Genomic DNA, 16,179 nt, shown 5'->3' with positions numbered 1-16,179 from the left:
GCCCCAATCGGGGGTCTGGAACAACCCGTGCCTTGCTTTCGAGGGGTTTGTGCAATCCGTTTGGGACGCCTTGCAAAAGTTGCGCCGCATGCGCCTTTCGCGGCGCTGAGACACGCTCATGGAGGCAAGCGATGAAAAACGTGTGGCGTCTCTACCAGATGCACGCTCGCGACTACGACGCCGCGCGAAGCCGCCACCTGATGGAGCGATCCTATCTCGAGGAAATAATTGCAAGGGTCGGCCCGGACGGGAACGTGCTCGATCTTGGCTGCGGGGTTGGCGAACCTGTAGCTCGTTTTTTCATGGATTCGGGCCTCGCCGTGACGGGCGTCGATGCGGCGCCGGCCATGATCGACATTTGCAGGGGCCGGTTTCCGGATGCCGAATGGATAAACGCCGATATGCGCGGCCTAGATCTCGGGCGGCGCTTTGATGCGGTTATCGCCTGGGACAGTTTCTTTCACCTTGAGCGCGACGAACAGCGGGCGATGTTTCCCGTCTTCGCCCGTCATGCGGCGAAGAACGGCCTTTTGCTCTTCACCTCCGGCCCGACGAACGGCGAGGCGATCGGCACTTTCCATGGTCAAGAGCTGTATCATTCAAGCCTCGATCCGGAAGAATACGAGCAGCTTCTGGACGACGGGGGCTTCGACGTTCTCGTCCATAAGGTTGAGGATCCCGACTGCGGCTGGCACACGGTCTGGCTGGCGCGAAGGCGCGATTGAACCCTAACCCTGAACGGGAAGCGAAGCCTCACGGCTGGACAAAGCCGCCCCCGCCTTTCATATGATTGCCGACAACAGGCGGCGAAAGCGTGGATCTCATGCGCCTGCGGCCCACCAGCGCTTTTCCGGAGTATCAAATGGCCCTCAAGGTTGCGGTCCAGATGGACCATATCTCCTCGATCAATATCGCGGGCGACAGTGCCTTTGCCCTCATGCTCGAAGCACAGGAGCGCGGGCACGAGCTTTATCACTACACGCCGGAAAGGCTGGCGATGCGCGGGAATACCGTGACGGCGAGTGTCGAGCCGGTCGAGGTTCGCGACGTTCAGGGCGATCATTTCACGCTCGGGGAACGCCGGCGCGCCGACCTTTCGGACATGGACGTCATCCTCATGCGCCAGGACCCGCCCTTCGACATGGCCTACGTTGCGGCGACCCACATGCTCGAGAAGATCCATCCGGGCACGCTGGTGGTGAACGATCCGGATCACGTTCGCAACGCGCCGGAAAAGCTCTTCGTGACCGAGTTTTCGGACCTGATGCCGCCGACGCTGATCACGCGCGACCGCGACGAGATCGACGCTTTCCGCAAGGAGTACGGCGATATCGTCATGAAGCCGCTGTTCGGTCATGGCGGAGCGGCGGTGTTCCGCGTGACGCAGGACGACCTCAACTACGGCTCGCTCTATGACTTTTTCGCCGTCACATTCCGCGAACCCTGGGTCGTCCAGGCGTTCCTGCCGAACGTGTCGAAGGGCGACAAGCGCATCCTGCTTGTCGACGGTGAGTTCGCAGGTGCGGTCAACCGCGTTCCCGCCGAAGGCGACCTTCGCTCCAACATGGTGCGCGGCGGGGCGGCGACCGAGGCCGAACTGACGGAACGCGAGAGGGAAATCTGCGCCCGCCTCGGCCCCTCCTTGCGCGAGCGCGGGCTGATCCTCGTCGGTATCGACGTGATCGACGGACATCTGACCGAAATCAACGTGACCGCGCCGACGGGCATTCGTGCCGTCGCAAAGCTTGGCGGTCCGAACATCGCGGCGAAGGTTTGGGACGTGGTGGAGAAGAAACGCTCGGCCTGACGCAACGCGTTCAGTTGGATGTAATTTGTTCCCTCTTCGTTCTTGATTTCGTACGTCGGTTGCAATAGCTTCTTGCTCAACTTTACCGGGGCGGGAAGCAGGCATGGTTTCGCGGGTCACGACGGTCGCGTTTCAGGGGATCGAGGCGGTCCCCGTCGACGTTCAGGTTCAGATCGGCCCCGGCCAGGTCAACTTCATGATCGTCGGCCTGCCGGACAAGGCCGTCGGCGAAAGCCGGGAGCGAGTACGCTCCGCGCTGCATGCTTCGGGGCTTGCTCTTCCGGCCAAACGCGTGACGGTCAACCTTGCGCCCGCCGACCTGCCGAAGGAGGGATCGCATTACGACCTGCCGATTGCGCTTGCGCTGATGGCGGCGATGGGGGCCGTTCCGGCGGAGGAGCTGGAGCGTTTCGTCGTGCTTGGCGAGCTTGCGTTGGATGGCACGTTGTCGCCGGTCGCCGGCGTCCTGCCCGCCGCGATAGGGGCGAACGGCATTGAAAAGGGTTTGATCTGCCCGGCCGATTGCGGGCCGGAGGCCGCCTGGGCCGACCCGGAGATGGAGGTTCTGGCTCCTCGCTCGCTCATCCAGATCGCCAATCATTTCAAGGGAACGCAGGTGCTCTCCCGTCCTGTGGCGAAGCTCGGCGGTGCGGTGGCGGATCTTCCGGAGCTTGCCGACGTGCGGGGCCAGGAAACCGCGAAGCGCGCGCTGGAAATCGCCGCCGCCGGCGGTCACAACCTTTTGATGATCGGCCCTCCGGGTGCGGGAAAATCGATGCTGGCCTCGCGCCTTCCTTCCATCCTGCCGCCGCTTTCGCCGAAGGAACTTCTGGAGGTTTCGATGATTTCCTCCGTCGCGGGCGAGCTTGCAGAAGGCCGGCTGAGCGACCGCCGTCCTTTCCGCGCGCCGCATCATTCCGCGTCGATGGCCGCGCTCGTCGGCGGCGGCATCAGGGCGCGGCCGGGCGAAGTGTCACTTGCTCACAACGGGGTTTTGTTTCTCGACGAATTGCCAGAATTCCAGCCGCAGGTGCTCGACAGCCTGCGCCAGCCGCTCGAGACGGGAGAGACGGTGATCGTACGCGCGAACCACCGGGTCAGTTACCCCTCGCGCATCCAGCTTGTGGCGGCGATGAACCCTTGCCGCTGCGGGCATGCGGGCGAACCGGGCCATACCTGCAAGCGTGGCGAACGCTGCGCGGGCGACTATCAGGCGCGGATTTCCGGACCGCTGATTGACAGGATCGACATCCGCATCGACGTGCCGAACGTGACGGCGGCGGATTTGATCCGCCCCTCGCACTCGGAATCTTCCGCCGATGTTGCGGCAAGGGTCGCGACTGCGCGTGAAAAACAACGCAACAGGTTCCTTGAACTCGGTGCTTCCGCGCGCACCAATGCCGATGCAGGCTCGAAGCTGATCGAGCAGATCGCCGAACCGGATCGGGAAGGTCTTTCGCTGCTTCAGGATGCCGCCGACAGCCTGCGGCTTTCGGCAAGGGGCTATCATCGGGTGCTGAAGGTGGCGCGCACGCTTGCCGATCTCGACGGGATGGAGCGTGTGGGGCGGCTGCATCTGGCGGAGGCATTGAGTTATCGCGGGGCGCATCTCCTGCGCGAAGCGGCGTAAAGCGCATCCGGGCGCACTCGCGGATCGTAACTGCGGGTGTCGTGATTTTACCTGACGGTGGAAAGTGTTTCTCAAGGTCTGGCCCGCATAATCCCTCTGCAATTTGGCGATCTGTTCGCAGGTAAAATGAGGGAGCCACCCTTGGAAGGGACGACGCGACGTCGGAAGGGCGGAGATCAGGTAACGGACAAGCAAGGGCCGGTGTCCGGAAAAAGGGCCCGCTTCGGGCTTGCGGCCTTGCATGTTCGACAGACGCTGGCCGCCTTCGGCATGGCCGTCGGCATCGCCTTTTCGTTCTGGCTGATCCTGGGGGATTCGACCGGCAGGCTCCTTGCGATTTCCATGAGCTTTCTTTCCGGCACGCTTGCGGCATGGGTGCTGACGGGAGGGGATCTTGCCCGGCTTTCAGGCCGGCAGCGCGCGCTCGACAGCGAGGTTCATTCGCTGCGGCGGGAGCGCGAAGCGCTGGAGGATCGTCTATGGGAACTCAAGGAGTCCGACGAACGCCATCGCAGCGTATTGGACTCGCTCGGCGACGTGATCATCCGCCGGGGCGAAGGCGGCGACGTCACATACGCGAACGATGCGGCAGCAAGGCTTTTTCCCAGGGAAGTCGCCCCGGTGGCGGGCAAGGCGCTTGCTCTCGATATCGGCGGCGAAGGGGACGGGCAGGATGGCGCGTTCGGCGATATCCGGCTGGAAACGGTAGAGGGTCCGCGCTGGTTCTCCCGGCTTGACCTTGCCGTGCGCGACCCGATGGACGAGCGCCCCCTCGTCCAGACGATCCTGCGCGACATCACGAGCCGGCGGGCCATGGAGGAGGAGCTTGTCGAAGCCCGCGACATGGCCGAAGCGGCGAGTGTCGCGAAAAGCAGGTTCCTGGCGACCGTCAGCCATGAAATCCGCACCCCGTTGAACGGTATCCTCGGCATGGCGGGTCTCCTTCGCGACACCCGGCAGACGCTCGAACAGAAAAGCTACACCGAAGCGTTGGTCGGTTCGGGAGAATCGCTTCTTCACCTGATCGACGAAGTGCTGGAGTTCTCCAAGGTAGAGGCGGGTCGGGTGGAGCTTGCGGAGGAGGCCGTTTCCGTGTCGGGCCTCGTCGAAGGCGTCGTCGAGTTGCTTGCGCCGAAGGCCCAGCTCAAGGGCCTGGAAATCGCCGCGCGCATTGGCGCGGATGTGCCGCGCGAGATCGTTTCGGACGGCAAGCGCCTTCGTCAGGTATTGTTCAACCTTGCCGGAAACGGCTTGAAGTTCACGGAAACGGGCGGTGTCGCAATCGAGGTCGACCGGGTGGAGGCCGGCCCGCTGGAACGCGAACGCGGGATCGGGCTTCAGATCCTTGTGCGTGACACCGGCGTCGGCTTTACCGGGGAACAGGCCGAACGCCTGTTCCGCGAATTCGAACAGATCGATCATGGTCTTTCCCGGCGTTACGGCGGCACGGGCCTCGGCCTTGCGATATCGCGCCGTCTCGTCACGCTCATGGGCGGCACGATAGAGGCCGAGGCCTCTCCGGGGGCCGGCGCGACCTTCCGCGTGCGCCTTCCGGTGAAGGTGGAGCGCGACGTTCTGGAAGACGATGCGGCTTTCGATCTGCCAAGGCGGAAGATCGCCATCGTCTCCAAAAGCAGGATAGGCGCGCCGCTCATCGCCGCCCGTCTTTGCGAGGTGAGGGCGCAAGCTTGCATAGTGGCGCCGGGCGCTGCGGATTTCGAGGAGGAGATCGGCGATGCGGATCTCCTGCTGGTCGACCACGCGGCGTTTTCCGACGCGGGCGCCTGGCTTGCCGGGGCACGGGCCGCCGGGCTCGAAATGCCGGCCGCGGTTATCGTCAAGCCGACGGAGCGGGACCGGCTTCCGCGCCTAAACGATGCCGGCTTCGATGCCTACCTCGTGGAGCCTGTGCGCACAGCGTCGCTTTTCGGCGTTGTGACGGGTCTTCTGGATCCGGACCGGCGCGCATCCTTCTGGACAGGCGCCAATGCGCTCATCGAGGAAGAACACCAGCAGAGCGCTGAATCATCGCGCCCGCTTCGGGTTCTCGTCGCCGAGGACAACGATATCAACCGCCTCTTGACGGAAGCGCTATTGCGCAAGTTCGGGCATGAGCCGGTTGTCGCAACGAACGGAAAGGCGGCGCTCGAAGAGGTCCGGGACGGGTCGTTCGACGTTCTCCTCGTCGATCTCCATATGCCGGAAATGGACGGGGTCGAGTTCATTGCACGCTATCGTGAATACGAAAGTTCGCGATGCTGGGATCCAGCACCGCTCATTGCGGTGACGGCCGATGTGATGCCGGATGCCCATGCGCGGGCGCGGGACGCCGGCGCAGATGACGTTCTCACCAAGCCTCTCGATCCCGACATCCTCAAACAGGCGCTTTCGCGCGCCTCGTGACCTCTCCGGCACGCGGTCCGGCTGGCCGGCGGCTTTGGCCGGCGGCGAATTGTCATGGTATCGTTGAAAAACTATGATGTAGAGCATGACCTGTCCGGTCGGGGCCGTCGCGATTCGTGTTGGTGCGATAGTCCTTGCCGAGGGATCCAATGCCAGACGCCGAGGATACCGGCGCGTCTTCGGGGGACGAAACGTGAAGGCCATGCCGCGATCGGGGCTTTTGTCGCCGCGCACTCTGGTTCGCAAGTTCATGCCGGGTGCGGGCCCGGTGCCGATTGGGCCGGGCCGGTCCGCGCCGCACAGGTTGAAGACATTCGGCAGGCAGGTTGTCCCGCTTGGCCGCATCGGGTCGCTGGAGGTGCGGCTTGCCCGCAGCGCCCGCGAAATCCGCAAGGCGCAGGAACTTCGCTATCACGTCTTCTACGAAGAGATGTCGGCGCTCGCCGATGCCGAGACGCAAGCGCTCCGGCGCGATTTCGATCCCTTCGACGCCATTTGCGACCATCTTCTGGTGGTCGACCATGACCACCTCGAACGGGTCAAGCCGTTCGCGCGAAAAAAACCGCAGGTCGTGGGCACTTACCGTCTTCTGCGCCAGGAGGTCGCGAACCTCTACGACGGCTTCTATACGACCGGCGAATACGACCTGCAGCCGTTGATCGATGCGCATTCCGACCTGCGTTTCCTCGAACTTGGCCGCTCCTGCGTCCTCAAGCCTTATCGAAACAAGCGCACGGTCGAACTCCTCTGGCACGGTATCTGGTCTTACGTGCTCCTGAACCGGATTGACGTGATGATCGGTTGCGCGTCGATGGAGGGCACGGACCCGGACCGCCTGGCCCCGCAGCTTTCCTTCCTGCATCATTTCGCCCGCGCGCCCGAAGACTGGCGCGTCAGAGCCGTCGACGAACGCTATGTCGAAATGAACCGCATTCCGAAGGAAGCGGTCGACCAGCGCCAGGCGCTGCGTGACCTGCCGCCGCTGGTCAAGGGGTATCTGCGCCTTGGCGCCCATATCGGCGACGGTGCGGTCATCGATCACCAGTTCGGCACGACGGACGTCCTGATTATCCTGCCCGTATCCGCGTTGAACGAGCGCTACGTCAACTATTACGGAGCGGACGCCAGCCGCTATGCGTCCTGACTTTTCGCGGCCGCACGGTTACGGCTGCGGGCCGTCGTATCCTTCGATCACCACCAGGTCGTTGACGCCGGCGTGGCGCCTGATCTCCAGTGCCTCCGCATATTCCGGTGAGCGATAGCACTCCAGCGCCGCCTGATAGCTGGGGAATTCGATCACGACGTTGCGCTGCCGCGCGGCCCCTTCCATGCATTCGAATTCGCCGCCGCGAACGATGAAGCGCGCCCCGTACTTGCCGAAGGCTTTGGCATTCGCCGCTACGTAATTCTTGTAGGTGTCCGGGTCCGTAACATCGACGCGGGCGATCCAGTATCCTTTTGCCATGTGCTTCCTTCCTGTTTTAAGCGCCCTTTAATCCGCCACAATTAACATAAAAACGGAAGCGATCCGCATGGTCGGAAAACACTTTTCGGCGGACGGAATTCGTCGATCGAGGGTCAATGGCACGGCGCCCGACAAAAAGGCAGCGAATAGAGCCGCGGTTCGAGCCTGACGAGCCGGGATCGCTCGACGTGCGGCTGAGCGCGGATGATCGTGCGGCGAAGCCGTCGAAAGCCAAGCCGCGCCGGCGTAAATCACCGTCGTCAGGCAAGGCCTCGCCCGCCAAGGCGAAAGCGAAATCGAACGCTCGCCGCAAGCGCGGCAGCGCCCGCAAGCGGCGGGGCGGAAACGGTGGGTCCCGAATCGGGCGTTTTTTCAGGAAGGCGACCTATTGGAGCCTTGTCGCCGGGCTTTGGGCGTTCATCGGCTTTGTCGGCCTGATGGGTTATTACGCGGCGCATCTGCCGCCGCCTTCGGAATGGGAAGTGCCCAAACGCCCGCCGAACGTCAAGATCGTTTCCCAGTCCGGTCAGCTTGTCGCAAATCGGGGCGATACGGGCGGCGAGGCCGTCAGGCTGGAGCAGCTGCCCGCCTATCTGCCGGAGGCTGTCATCGCTATCGAGGACAGGCGCTTCCGATCTCATTTCGGTATCGATCCGATCGGCCTCGCCCGCGCGGTGTTCGTTAACCTCGCGCAGGGCCGCCTCGTCCAGGGTGGCTCGACGCTGACCCAGCAGCTTGCCAAGAACCTTTTTCTGGAGCCCGACCGGACCCTCAGCCGGAAGATGCAGGAAGTGGTGATGGCGCTCTGGCTGGAGCAGAACTTCTCCAAGGATCAGATCCTTGAGATGTATCTGAACCGGGTCTACCTGGGTGCCGGCGCTTACGGCGTAGATGCGGCCGCGCGGCGCTATTTCGACAAGCCGGCGCGGTATGTCACGCTCAAGGAGGCCGCGACGCTCGCGGGCCTTCTCAAGGCGCCGTCGCGTTACGCGCCCACCAACAGCCCGGATCTTGCCGAAGACCGGGCGAGAACGGTCGTCCTTGCGATGAAGGATGCCGGCTTCATCAGCGACCGGGACGCGAAGGATGCCATCGCCGCATCGGCAACCGTCGTCGCGAAATCCGTCGGCGCGAGCAACAATTATGTCGCCGACTGGGTGATGGACGAACTGCCGAGCTTCATCGGCCAGATCGACAAGGACGTGATCGTCGACACGACGATAGACATGGATATGCAGCGCGCCGCGGAAGAGGCGCTGAAGCGCAAGCTCGCCGAACAGGGCGGCAAGCTCGGCGTCTCGCAAGGCGCGATCGTCACGCTCGACCGCAACGGCGCGGTCAAGGCGCTGGTCGGCGGGCGGGACTATTCGAAAAGCCAGTTTAACCGCGCGGTCAATGCGCACCGCCAGCCGGGGTCCGCCTTCAAGCCTTTCGTCTATCTGGCCGCACTTGAAAACGGCCTTACGCCGGAAACGATACGCGTCGATGAGCCGGTGACGATCGGCAAGTGGTCGCCAAAGAACTACTCGCGCAAGCACTACGGCGCGGTAACGCTCACCCAGGCGCTCAGCTATTCGCTCAACACGGTCGCGGCCAAGCTCGCCTATGAAGTCGGGCCTAAACGCGTGGTAGAAACGGCCCGCAGGCTTGGCATCTCCTCGCCCCTGCAGGCCAATCCGGCGATAGCGCTCGGCACATCCGAGGTCACGCCGCTTGAAATTGCGGCGGCGTACGTTCCCCTGTCGAACGGCGGCTACGGCGTCGTGCCGCATGTCATCCGCCAGATCAGGACCGTCGATGGCAAGGTGTTATACGCCCGCAACGGAGACGGACCGGGCCGCGTCGTCGATCCGCTTATCGTTGGACGCATGAACCGGATGATGTCCGAAACGTTGCAGACGGGTACCGGCAAGAAGGCAAGCCTCGGCGAGCGGCCGGCCGGCGGCAAGACGGGCACCAGTCAGGATTTCCGCGACGGCTGGTTCATCGGCTATACGAACCAGCTGACAACCGCCGTCTGGCTCGGTAATGACGATAATTCGCCGACGCGCCGCGCGACCGGCGGTTCCCTTCCCGCCGAAATCTGGAAGGAGACGATGCTTGCCGAGCACCGCAACGTGCCGGTGGCAGCCCTGCCGGGCATTGTGGATGAGCCGGTAAGGGTCGCGGAGCCGGGCAATGCCGGGCCCGTTCCTCCCGGCCGTATCGGCGAGGATCAAGGCCGCATCGTGAGGCCGGAGCCGGGCCGGGGCCCGCTCAATCTTCTGCAGAGGATATTTGGCGGCTGAGGATCTCAGGCCGATGCCTCGCGCACATGCCGGCTGAACCTGTAGATCAGGAAGGCGGCGATGCCGTTTGCGGCGATGACGGCGGCAAGCGGCACGGCGGAGGAGCCGATGCTTGCGCCCACGCCGATGCCGACAAGCGCGGCGATGCTCATCTGCGTGACCCCGACGAGTGACGAGGCCGTTCCCGCCCGGTCCGGGAAGGGCATGAGCGCGGCGGCTTGCGTTTGCGGCAGCGCGAAGCCGACGCCGATCATGTAGATCATCATCGGAAGGATAACCGATAGCGGGCTTTCGACGCCGGCGAGCACGCAGGCCAGCATGACCACGCCGCCGGCGGCCAGAAGCAGCGTGCCGACGGTGATGACGGTCGACGATCCGCGTGTGGCGATACGCTGTCCGCCGATGGTGCCGAGCACATAGGCTCCCGCGCAGGCGCCGAAGGCGATGCCATAGACGGTCGGCGAAAGGCCGTAGAGATCCTGCAGCACGAAGGACGAGCCGGAAATGAAGGCGAAGAGCCCGCTGTAGGTGAGCGTGACAACGGCGAGGTGAACCCGGAAGCCTCCGTTTGTCAGTAGGCTCGCGAAGGCTTTGAGGATCGCGATCAGCGAAAACGGCTCTTTCGTGCGGTGCTTCAGCGTCTCCGGCAGGCTGCGCCCGACGATAAGCAAAAGGCAGACACCGAAGGCGAGCATCACGAAAAAGATTGGCCGCCAGCCGGATATCGCGGCGATCAGCCCGCCGAAGAACGGTGCGACCGCCGGCACGAGACCCATGATGGAACCCATGCGGGCAAGTTCGTTGCCGGCGCGCGGTCCATCGTAGAGATCGCGGACGACGGCGCGCGCCAGCACGATGGGCGCGGATGCGCCGAGCGCCTGCACCGTGCGGGCGACGATCAGAAGCTCCACGGAATTGGCGATCGTGCAGGCAAGGCTTGCGATCGAATAAAGCGCAAGGCCGCCCATGAGCACCGGCTTTCGGCCATGGCGGTCGGCGAGCGGACCGTAGACGATCTGACCGGCGGCGAAGCCGACGAGAAAGGCCGAAAGCGTCAGTTGCAGGACCGGATTGGTGGTGGCGAGGTCGCTCAGGATTTCCGGAAGCGCCGGCAGATACATGTCCGTCGACAGCGGCCCGAGGGCGGTGAGCCCTGCAAGCGTCGCGGTCAGCGCCCATGTGTTCGCCTTCAGCACGTCCTTTTCCTGTCCGTTCGCGTCAGCCGATGTGGTGGAGCCGGCTGCCGTTGTGCTTCAGCCAGCGGCGTGCTTCGTCGGTATGCGGCGCAAGCCGCCGGCAAAGTGCCCAGAAGCGCGGGCCGTGGTTCATTTCGATGAGATGCGCCACTTCGTGCGCCGCTACGTAATCGAGTATGTCCGCGGGAGCAAGCACCAGCCGCCAGGAAAAGGAAAGCCTGCCGTTCGACGCGCAGGAGCCCCAGCGGCTCGTCGTGTCGCGTACGGTGATGCCGGAAGGTTTTTTCGGGATATTTTGCGCGTGCCGGTCTACGGCGGTTTCCAGGTCGGCGCGCGCTTCGCGCTTCAGCCAGTCGGTCAGCTTGCGGGCAAGGTGCTCTTCCGCGCCCGGCACCCGGATTTCGGGGTTTTCGCCGCCGTCCGTCACCTCCACGAGGCCGCGAAGCCGGCCGGTGCGGACGATTGTGTGTTCGACCCCGCGCAGCGGAATGCTCGCGCCTTCGCGCAATCCGGTCGTTTCGGGGCGCTGCTTGAGCTTTTCGGCGAGCCAGCCGCGGTGGCGCTCGGCGAATTCCAGAGCCGTCTCGAACGTGCCGTTCTGCGGAACGGTCAGCACCGGCCCCCGGCTGTCTGCCGGAATGCGCAGGAGATAGCGTTTCGCACGGGCGTTCCGCGTCACGCGGACGGGGATTTCTTCGCCGCCGATATCGAGCGTGAACGTGTCGGGCAAAGGTTCGGGCTTTCGCGCGAAGAGCTTTCGCACACTCAGGCCTCCGCCAGTTCGGCGAAGGATTTTGGCTTGGTCCCCGTCAGCGGGTTTTTCGCCGACCAACCGTATCTGATCGTCTCCATGCGCATTGAGCGAGAATCGAACAGCAGCAGACGGCCGACCAGCCCCTCGCCGATGCCGACGATCTCCTTGATCGCCTCGAGCGCCTGCAGCGAGCCGATTGTGCCGGTCAGCGCGCCGAGGATCCCGGCCTCCGCGCATGTCGGCAGCATGCCTTCCGGTGGTTGATCCGGGAAAATGCAGCGATAGGTCGGGTTCGGCTTGCCTTCGGCGCCGGTCTCATAAGGCTTCAGCAGCGTGAGCGAGCCGTCGAACTGGCCGACGGCACCGGTCACCAACGGCTTTTTCGCGAAGAAGCAGGCGTCGGAGGCGAGATAACGCGTCGTGAAATTGTCCGAACCGTCGACCACCAGGTCGTAGCGGCCGATCAGCGCCATGGCGTTTTCGGGCCGGAGGCGAACCGGATGCGGCTCCACCTTCACATGCGGGTTGATGCGCGAGATCGCTTCCGCCGCGCTTGCGACCTTGGGTTCGCCGAGTTGGTCGGTATCGTGGATCACCTGGCGCTGCAGGTTGGAGAGCGACACCGTGTCGTCGTCGACGATGCCGAGCGTTCCCACACCTGCGGCTGCGAGATACTGCAGCACGGGCGCACCCAGCCCGCCCGCGCCGATGACGAGCACGCGCGCCGCCTTCAGCTTCTGCTGGCCGGGTCCGCCCACGTCGCGAAGCACGATGTGGCGGGCGTAGCGTTCCAGTTCGGCGGGGGAAAGGGTCATATGCGCTGCCGCTTCACGATTTCGGGTTGCCGATCATGCGGCTGACGAGCTTCGCCGTGTAATCCACCATGGGGATGATGCGGGCGTAGTTGAGCCTCGTCGGGCCGATGACGCCGAGAACGCCGACGATGCGCTGCTCCGCGTCGCGATAGGGCGAAACGATCAGCGACGAGCCGGAGAGCGAAAAGAGGTTGTTTTCCGAACCGATGAATATCCTCACCCCCTCGCCCTGCTCGGCAAGTCCGAGAAGCTGGATCAGATCGCGTTTGGATTCCAGATCGTCGAAGAGCAGGCGGATGCGCTCCAGATCGTCCACGGCCTCCAGATCGGCCAGCAGATTGGAGCGGCCCCGCACGATCAGCGTGCCGACATCGTCGGCGTTGTTGGTCCATGTGGCCACGCCCGCTTCCACCAGCTTGGCGGTCAGCCGGTCAAGCTCGGCCTGGCGTTCCTTTTGCTGGCGCTCCAGCTCGATGCGCGCTTCGGCGAGCGTTCGCCCGCGAATGAGATTGGTCAGGAAGTTGGAGGCTTCCACGAGGGCGGAATTGGGAAGGCCGGGCGGCAGGTCGATGATCCGGTTTTCAACCGAGCCGTCTTCGGCGACCAGAACGACAAGCGCCTTCAGCGGTTCGATGCGCACGAATTCCACATGCCGCAGGCGCGCGTCCTGCTTGTGGGCGAGCACCACGCCGGCCCCGCTCGAAAGGCCGGAAAGCAGTTGGCTCGCTTCGGTCAGGATCTGTTCCGTCGTGCGCGGCACCTTGGCGCCCCGCACCTGAACGTCGATCGCCTCGCGCTCTTCTTTCGTCAGGTCGCCGACCTCAAGCAAAGCATCGACGAAGAAGCGCAAGCCCCCTTCGGTCGGCAGGCGCCCGGCGGAGGTGTGCGGCGCATAAAGCAACCCCAGGTGCTCCAGATCCGACATCACGTTGCGGATGGACGCGGGAGAAAGCTGCAGCGACAGCATGCGCGACAGATTGCGGGATCCCACCGGCTCGCCGGTGGTCAGATATGTTTCCACGATCGAGCGGAAGATTTCCCGCGACCTCTGGTCCAGATCGCTGAGGCTGACGGAAGGAACGCCAATGCTCACGGGTGAACTCGTCCTGATTGTCTGACCTCGGTTTTGGTTTCAGGGCCGGATTCCATGCGGTCCTTTTATAGATATAGGGCCGAAAGCTGATAATTTGGCAAGCGACCCTTTGACCTCAATCCGTGGACAGCGCTAAAAGGCACGATCTCCTGATCGAGTGTGGAACATAGCACTTTGCAGCCGGAAAGGAATTTCATGCGACCGTCCAAGCGCGCAGCCGACGAAATGCGGGCCGTCACTCTCGAACGCGGCGTTTCCAAGCATGCCGAAGGCTCATGCCTCGTGAAATTCGGCGATACGCATGTGCTGTGCACCGCCAGCCTGGAAGAGCGCGTGCCGCCCTGGCTGCGCGGCCAGAACCGGGGCTGGGTCACGGCGGAATACGGCATGCTGCCGCGCGCGACGGGAGATCGCATGCGGCGTGAGGCTTCCGTCGGCAAGCAGTCGGGCCGCACGCTGGAAATACAGCGGCTGATCGGGCGTTCCCTGCGCGCGGTGGTCGATCTCAAGGCGCTCGGCGAGCGCCAGATCAGCGTCGACTGCGATGTCATCCAGGCCGACGGCGGCACGCGCACCGCCGCGATCACCGGAGCCTGGGTCGCGCTCAACGATTGCATCGCCTGGATGAAGGCGCGCGATATGATCTCCGCTCCCGTCCTCGTGGACCATGTGGCGGCGATTTCCTGCGGCATTTATGAAGATACGCCGGTCCTCGACCTTGACTATGCCGAGGATTCGGAAGCCGAAACGGATGCGAATTTCGTCATGACGGGCTCTGGCGGCATCGTCGAGGTGCAGGCGACGGCGGAAGGCAAGCCCTTCTCCGAGGATGAGTTCCAGGCGCTGCTCGGGCTTGCCCGAAAGGGTGTTTCGCGGCTCGTCGACCTTCAGAAAATGTCGATCCTTTGAAGGCGGTGTCGCGTGACGGCTGAGCGGAAGTTGGAACCTGGCCGATTGGTGCTTGCCAGCCATAATCCCGGCAAGCTGGCCGAAATCCGGGACATGCTGGCGCCATTCGGCTTCGAGGTGGTTTCGGCCGGCGATCTCGATCTGCCGGAGCCTGAAGAAACCGGCACGACTTTCGAGGAAAACGCCGAACTGAAGGCGCGCGCGGCGGCCGAGGCCAGCGGCCTTCCCGCCCTTGCGGACGACAGCGGCTTCTGCGTGGCCGCGCTCGATGGCGCGCCGGGCGTCTATTCCGCGCGCTGGGCGGGGCCGGAAAAGGACTTTGCGCTTGCCATGCGCAACGTGGAGGAAAAGCTCCAGGCAGCCGGGGCGGCAAGCGAGGCGCAGCGGTCGGCATCCTTCGTTGCGGTCCTGTGCCTTGCCTGGCCAGACGGCGATGTCGCCCTTTACCGGGGCGAAGTTTCGGGAACTTGCGTCTGGCCGCCGCGCGGAAGCCACGGTTTCGGCTATGATCCGGTCTTCCAGCCGGATGGCGAATCACGCACGTTCGGCGAAATGACCCAGACCGAGAAAAAGGCTTTGTCTCACCGCGCCCGCGCTTTTGCCCGGTTCCGGGCGTCCGCGATCGGATAGGCTCATGAACGTTCAGCCGGAAGGCGGCTTCGGGATTTATGTTCACTGGCCGTTTTGCGCGGCCAAGTGCCCCTATTGCGACTTCAACAGCCATGTTCGCCATGCGCCGGTGGATCAGGCGCGCTTCGCCGCCGCTTTCGAGCGCGAGCTTGAGCATTACGCAGAACTCGTGCCGGGACGGGCCGTTCAGTCGATCTTTCTCGGCGGCGGCACGCCGTCGTTGATGGAGCCGGCGACCGTCGCCCGCGTGCTCGACAGGATATCCGCTCTCTGGCCGGTCGACCCCGATGTGGAGGTGACGCTGGAGGCCAATCCTTCCAGCGTTGAAGCGGGGCGGTTTCGCGGCTATCGCACGGCCGGCGTCAACCGGGTATCGCTCGGCGTGCAGGCGCTTGACGACAGGGAGTTGAAATTCCTCGGCCGGCTTCACGACGTCGCTCAGGCGCGCGAAGCGATCGAGATCGCGAGAAACACGTTCCCTCGCCTGTCCTTCGACCTGATTTACGCCCGTCCCGGCCAGACGGTGGAGGCCTGGACGCGCGAACTTGACGAGGCGATTGGCCTCGCCGCCGATCACCTGTCGCTTTATCAGCTCACGATCGAGCAGGGCACGCCGTTCTACCGGCTCTACAAGGCCGGCAAGCTGACGGTGCCGGACAACGATCTTTCAGCCGATCTTTACGAGGCGACGCAGGAGGTTTGCGCCGCGCGCGGCCTCCCGGCCTATGAGGTGTCGAACCATGCGGCGTCCGGCGCGGAATGCCGGCACAATCTCGTCTACTGGCGCTATGGCGACTATGTGGGGGTCGGGCCCGGGGCGCATGGGCGAATTTCCGTCGGCGCCACGAAACGCGCGACGGCGACGGAAATGCATCCCGAGACATGGCTTGCCAACGTGGAGGCCTATGGCCACGGCCGCGTTGAGGACCTGCCACTCGATCAGGAAGAGCAGGGCGACGAATTCCTGCTGATGGGCCTTCGTCTTGTCGAGGGCGTGGATCTGGCGCGTTTTGAAAGGCTTGCCGGGCGCAGGATCGACCCCTGGAGGCTGGACCAGCTTCTCGAGCATGGCATGGTCGAGGAACTCGGGCCGCAGCGCCTCAGGGTTACGCCCGCCGGCTTTCCGGTGCTCGATGCCGTCGTCGCCGATCTTGCCGCGTGACTGTGGATATCCACATATGACGTTACG

14 protein-coding genes are annotated in these 16,179 nt (G+C 64.0%); 9 read left to right on the top strand and 5 right to left on the bottom strand.

The genetic code is table 11. The features are described from left to right. Positions 1–131 precede the first annotated feature (131 nt). From GR183_RS07495 to olsB, 5 genes are all read left to right on the top strand, one after another. Positions 132–725 (top strand): class I SAM-dependent DNA methyltransferase, encoded by a 594-nt coding sequence (locus GR183_RS07495; protein ID WP_160775000.1) that lies wholly within the window; start codon positions 132–134, stop codon positions 723–725. A 137-nt stretch (positions 726–862) separates the two neighbouring features. Beyond that, positions 863–1,807, top strand: a complete 945-nt coding sequence (gshB, locus tag GR183_RS07490; RefSeq protein ID WP_160774999.1) for a glutathione synthase — start codon at positions 863–865, stop codon at positions 1,805–1,807. 103 nt (positions 1,808–1,910) lie between these two features. Continuing rightward, complete coding sequence (locus GR183_RS07485; protein WP_160774998.1) at positions 1,911–3,437, top strand: YifB family Mg chelatase-like AAA ATPase; 1,527 nt, start codon at positions 1,911–1,913, stop codon at positions 3,435–3,437. A gap of 201 nt (positions 3,438–3,638) precedes the next feature. Beyond that, positions 3,639–5,840 carry an ATP-binding protein gene (locus GR183_RS07480; protein ID WP_160774997.1) on the top strand — a complete coding sequence of 734 codons (2,202 nt, stop codon included), beginning with the start codon at positions 3,639–3,641 and terminating at the stop codon, positions 5,838–5,840. 250 nt (positions 5,841–6,090) lie between these two features. Beyond that, on the top strand, positions 6,091–6,984 hold the full coding sequence (gene olsB, locus GR183_RS07475) for a l-ornithine N(alpha)-acyltransferase (RefSeq protein WP_202396023.1): 894 nt from the start codon (positions 6,091–6,093) through the stop codon (positions 6,982–6,984). A gap of 18 nt (positions 6,985–7,002) precedes the next feature. Here the strand turns inward: olsB and GR183_RS07470 are convergent, their stop codons facing one another. Next, on the bottom strand, positions 7,003–7,305 hold the full coding sequence (locus tag GR183_RS07470) for a DUF1330 domain-containing protein (protein WP_160774996.1): 303 nt from the start codon (positions 7,303–7,305) through the stop codon (positions 7,003–7,005). A 116-nt stretch (positions 7,306–7,421) separates the two neighbouring features. Between GR183_RS07470 and GR183_RS07465 the strand changes: the two genes are divergently transcribed. After that, positions 7,422–9,593, top strand: a complete 2,172-nt coding sequence (locus GR183_RS07465; protein ID WP_160774995.1) for a transglycosylase domain-containing protein — start codon at positions 7,422–7,424, stop codon at positions 9,591–9,593. A gap of 5 nt (positions 9,594–9,598) precedes the next feature. Here the strand turns inward: GR183_RS07465 and GR183_RS07460 are convergent, their stop codons facing one another. From GR183_RS07460 to hrcA, 4 genes are read right to left on the bottom strand one after another with little or no spacing between them, the layout of a single operon-like run. Beyond that, the gene (locus tag GR183_RS07460; protein WP_160774994.1) at positions 9,599–10,789 is read right to left on the bottom strand and encodes a multidrug effflux MFS transporter; all 1,191 of its coding nucleotides are present in this window, start codon (positions 10,787–10,789) and stop codon (positions 9,599–9,601) included. 22 nt (positions 10,790–10,811) lie between these two features. After that, positions 10,812–11,552, bottom strand: coding sequence for a M48 family metallopeptidase (locus GR183_RS07455; RefSeq protein ID WP_312846797.1), 741 nt, complete (start codon positions 11,550–11,552; stop codon positions 10,812–10,814). A 2-nt stretch (positions 11,553–11,554) separates the two neighbouring features. Continuing rightward, positions 11,555–12,358 (bottom strand): molybdopterin-synthase adenylyltransferase MoeB, encoded by an 804-nt coding sequence (locus tag GR183_RS07450; RefSeq protein ID WP_160774993.1) that lies wholly within the window; start codon positions 12,356–12,358, stop codon positions 11,555–11,557. 13 nt (positions 12,359–12,371) lie between these two features. Further along, positions 12,372–13,469 (bottom strand): heat-inducible transcriptional repressor HrcA, encoded by a 1,098-nt coding sequence (gene hrcA, locus GR183_RS07445; protein WP_160775757.1) that lies wholly within the window; start codon positions 13,467–13,469, stop codon positions 12,372–12,374. Positions 13,470–13,646: 177 nt separating this feature from the next. Between hrcA and rph the strand changes: the two genes are divergently transcribed. Genes rph through hemW form a run of 3 tightly spaced genes read left to right on the top strand, consistent with a single transcriptional unit; the run spans position 13,647 to position 16,152 of the window. Continuing rightward, the gene (gene rph / locus GR183_RS07440) at positions 13,647–14,360 is read left to right on the top strand and encodes a ribonuclease PH (protein WP_160774992.1); all 714 of its coding nucleotides are present in this window, start codon (positions 13,647–13,649) and stop codon (positions 14,358–14,360) included. Positions 14,361–14,372: 12 nt separating this feature from the next. Continuing rightward, complete coding sequence (gene rdgB / locus GR183_RS07435) at positions 14,373–14,990, top strand: RdgB/HAM1 family non-canonical purine NTP pyrophosphatase (RefSeq protein WP_160774991.1); 618 nt, start codon at positions 14,373–14,375, stop codon at positions 14,988–14,990. Positions 14,991–14,994: 4 nt separating this feature from the next. Continuing rightward, entirely contained in the window at positions 14,995–16,152 is a 1,158-nt protein-coding gene (hemW, locus tag GR183_RS07430) for a radical SAM family heme chaperone HemW (RefSeq protein ID WP_160774990.1), read from the top strand. The last annotated feature ends 27 nt before the right edge of the window (positions 16,153–16,179 follow it).

The sequence above is a fragment of the Stappia sediminis genome (genome assembly GCF_009826895.1).
Classification (GTDB): domain Bacteria; phylum Pseudomonadota; class Alphaproteobacteria; order Rhizobiales; family Stappiaceae; genus Hongsoonwoonella; species Hongsoonwoonella sediminis.
Note: the sequence above shows the minus strand (reverse complement) of the source record. Positions and strands in the feature narration are given on the sequence as shown.

Excerpts from the sequence above, each read along its gene's own strand:
- GR183_RS07495 (WP_160775000.1), top strand. The coding sequence starts at position 132 with ATGAAAAACGTGTGGCGTCTCTACCAGATGCACGCTCGCGACTACGAC.
- gshB (WP_160774999.1), top strand. The coding sequence starts at position 863 with ATGGCCCTCAAGGTTGCGGTCCAGATGGACCATATCTCCTCGATCAAT.
- GR183_RS07485 (WP_160774998.1), top strand. The coding sequence starts at position 1,911 with ATGGTTTCGCGGGTCACGACGGTCGCGTTTCAGGGGATCGAGGCGGTC.
- olsB (WP_202396023.1), top strand. The coding sequence starts at position 6,091 with ATGCCGGGTGCGGGCCCGGTGCCGATTGGGCCGGGCCGGTCCGCGCCG.
- GR183_RS07470 (WP_160774996.1), bottom strand. The coding sequence starts at position 7,305 with ATGGCAAAAGGATACTGGATCGCCCGCGTCGATGTTACGGACCCGGAC.
- GR183_RS07465 (WP_160774995.1), top strand. The coding sequence starts at position 7,422 with ATGGCACGGCGCCCGACAAAAAGGCAGCGAATAGAGCCGCGGTTCGAG.
- GR183_RS07450 (WP_160774993.1), bottom strand. The coding sequence starts at position 12,358 with ATGACCCTTTCCCCCGCCGAACTGGAACGCTACGCCCGCCACATCGTG.
- rph (WP_160774992.1), top strand. The coding sequence starts at position 13,647 with ATGCGACCGTCCAAGCGCGCAGCCGACGAAATGCGGGCCGTCACTCTC.
- hemW (WP_160774990.1), top strand. The coding sequence starts at position 14,995 with ATGAACGTTCAGCCGGAAGGCGGCTTCGGGATTTATGTTCACTGGCCG.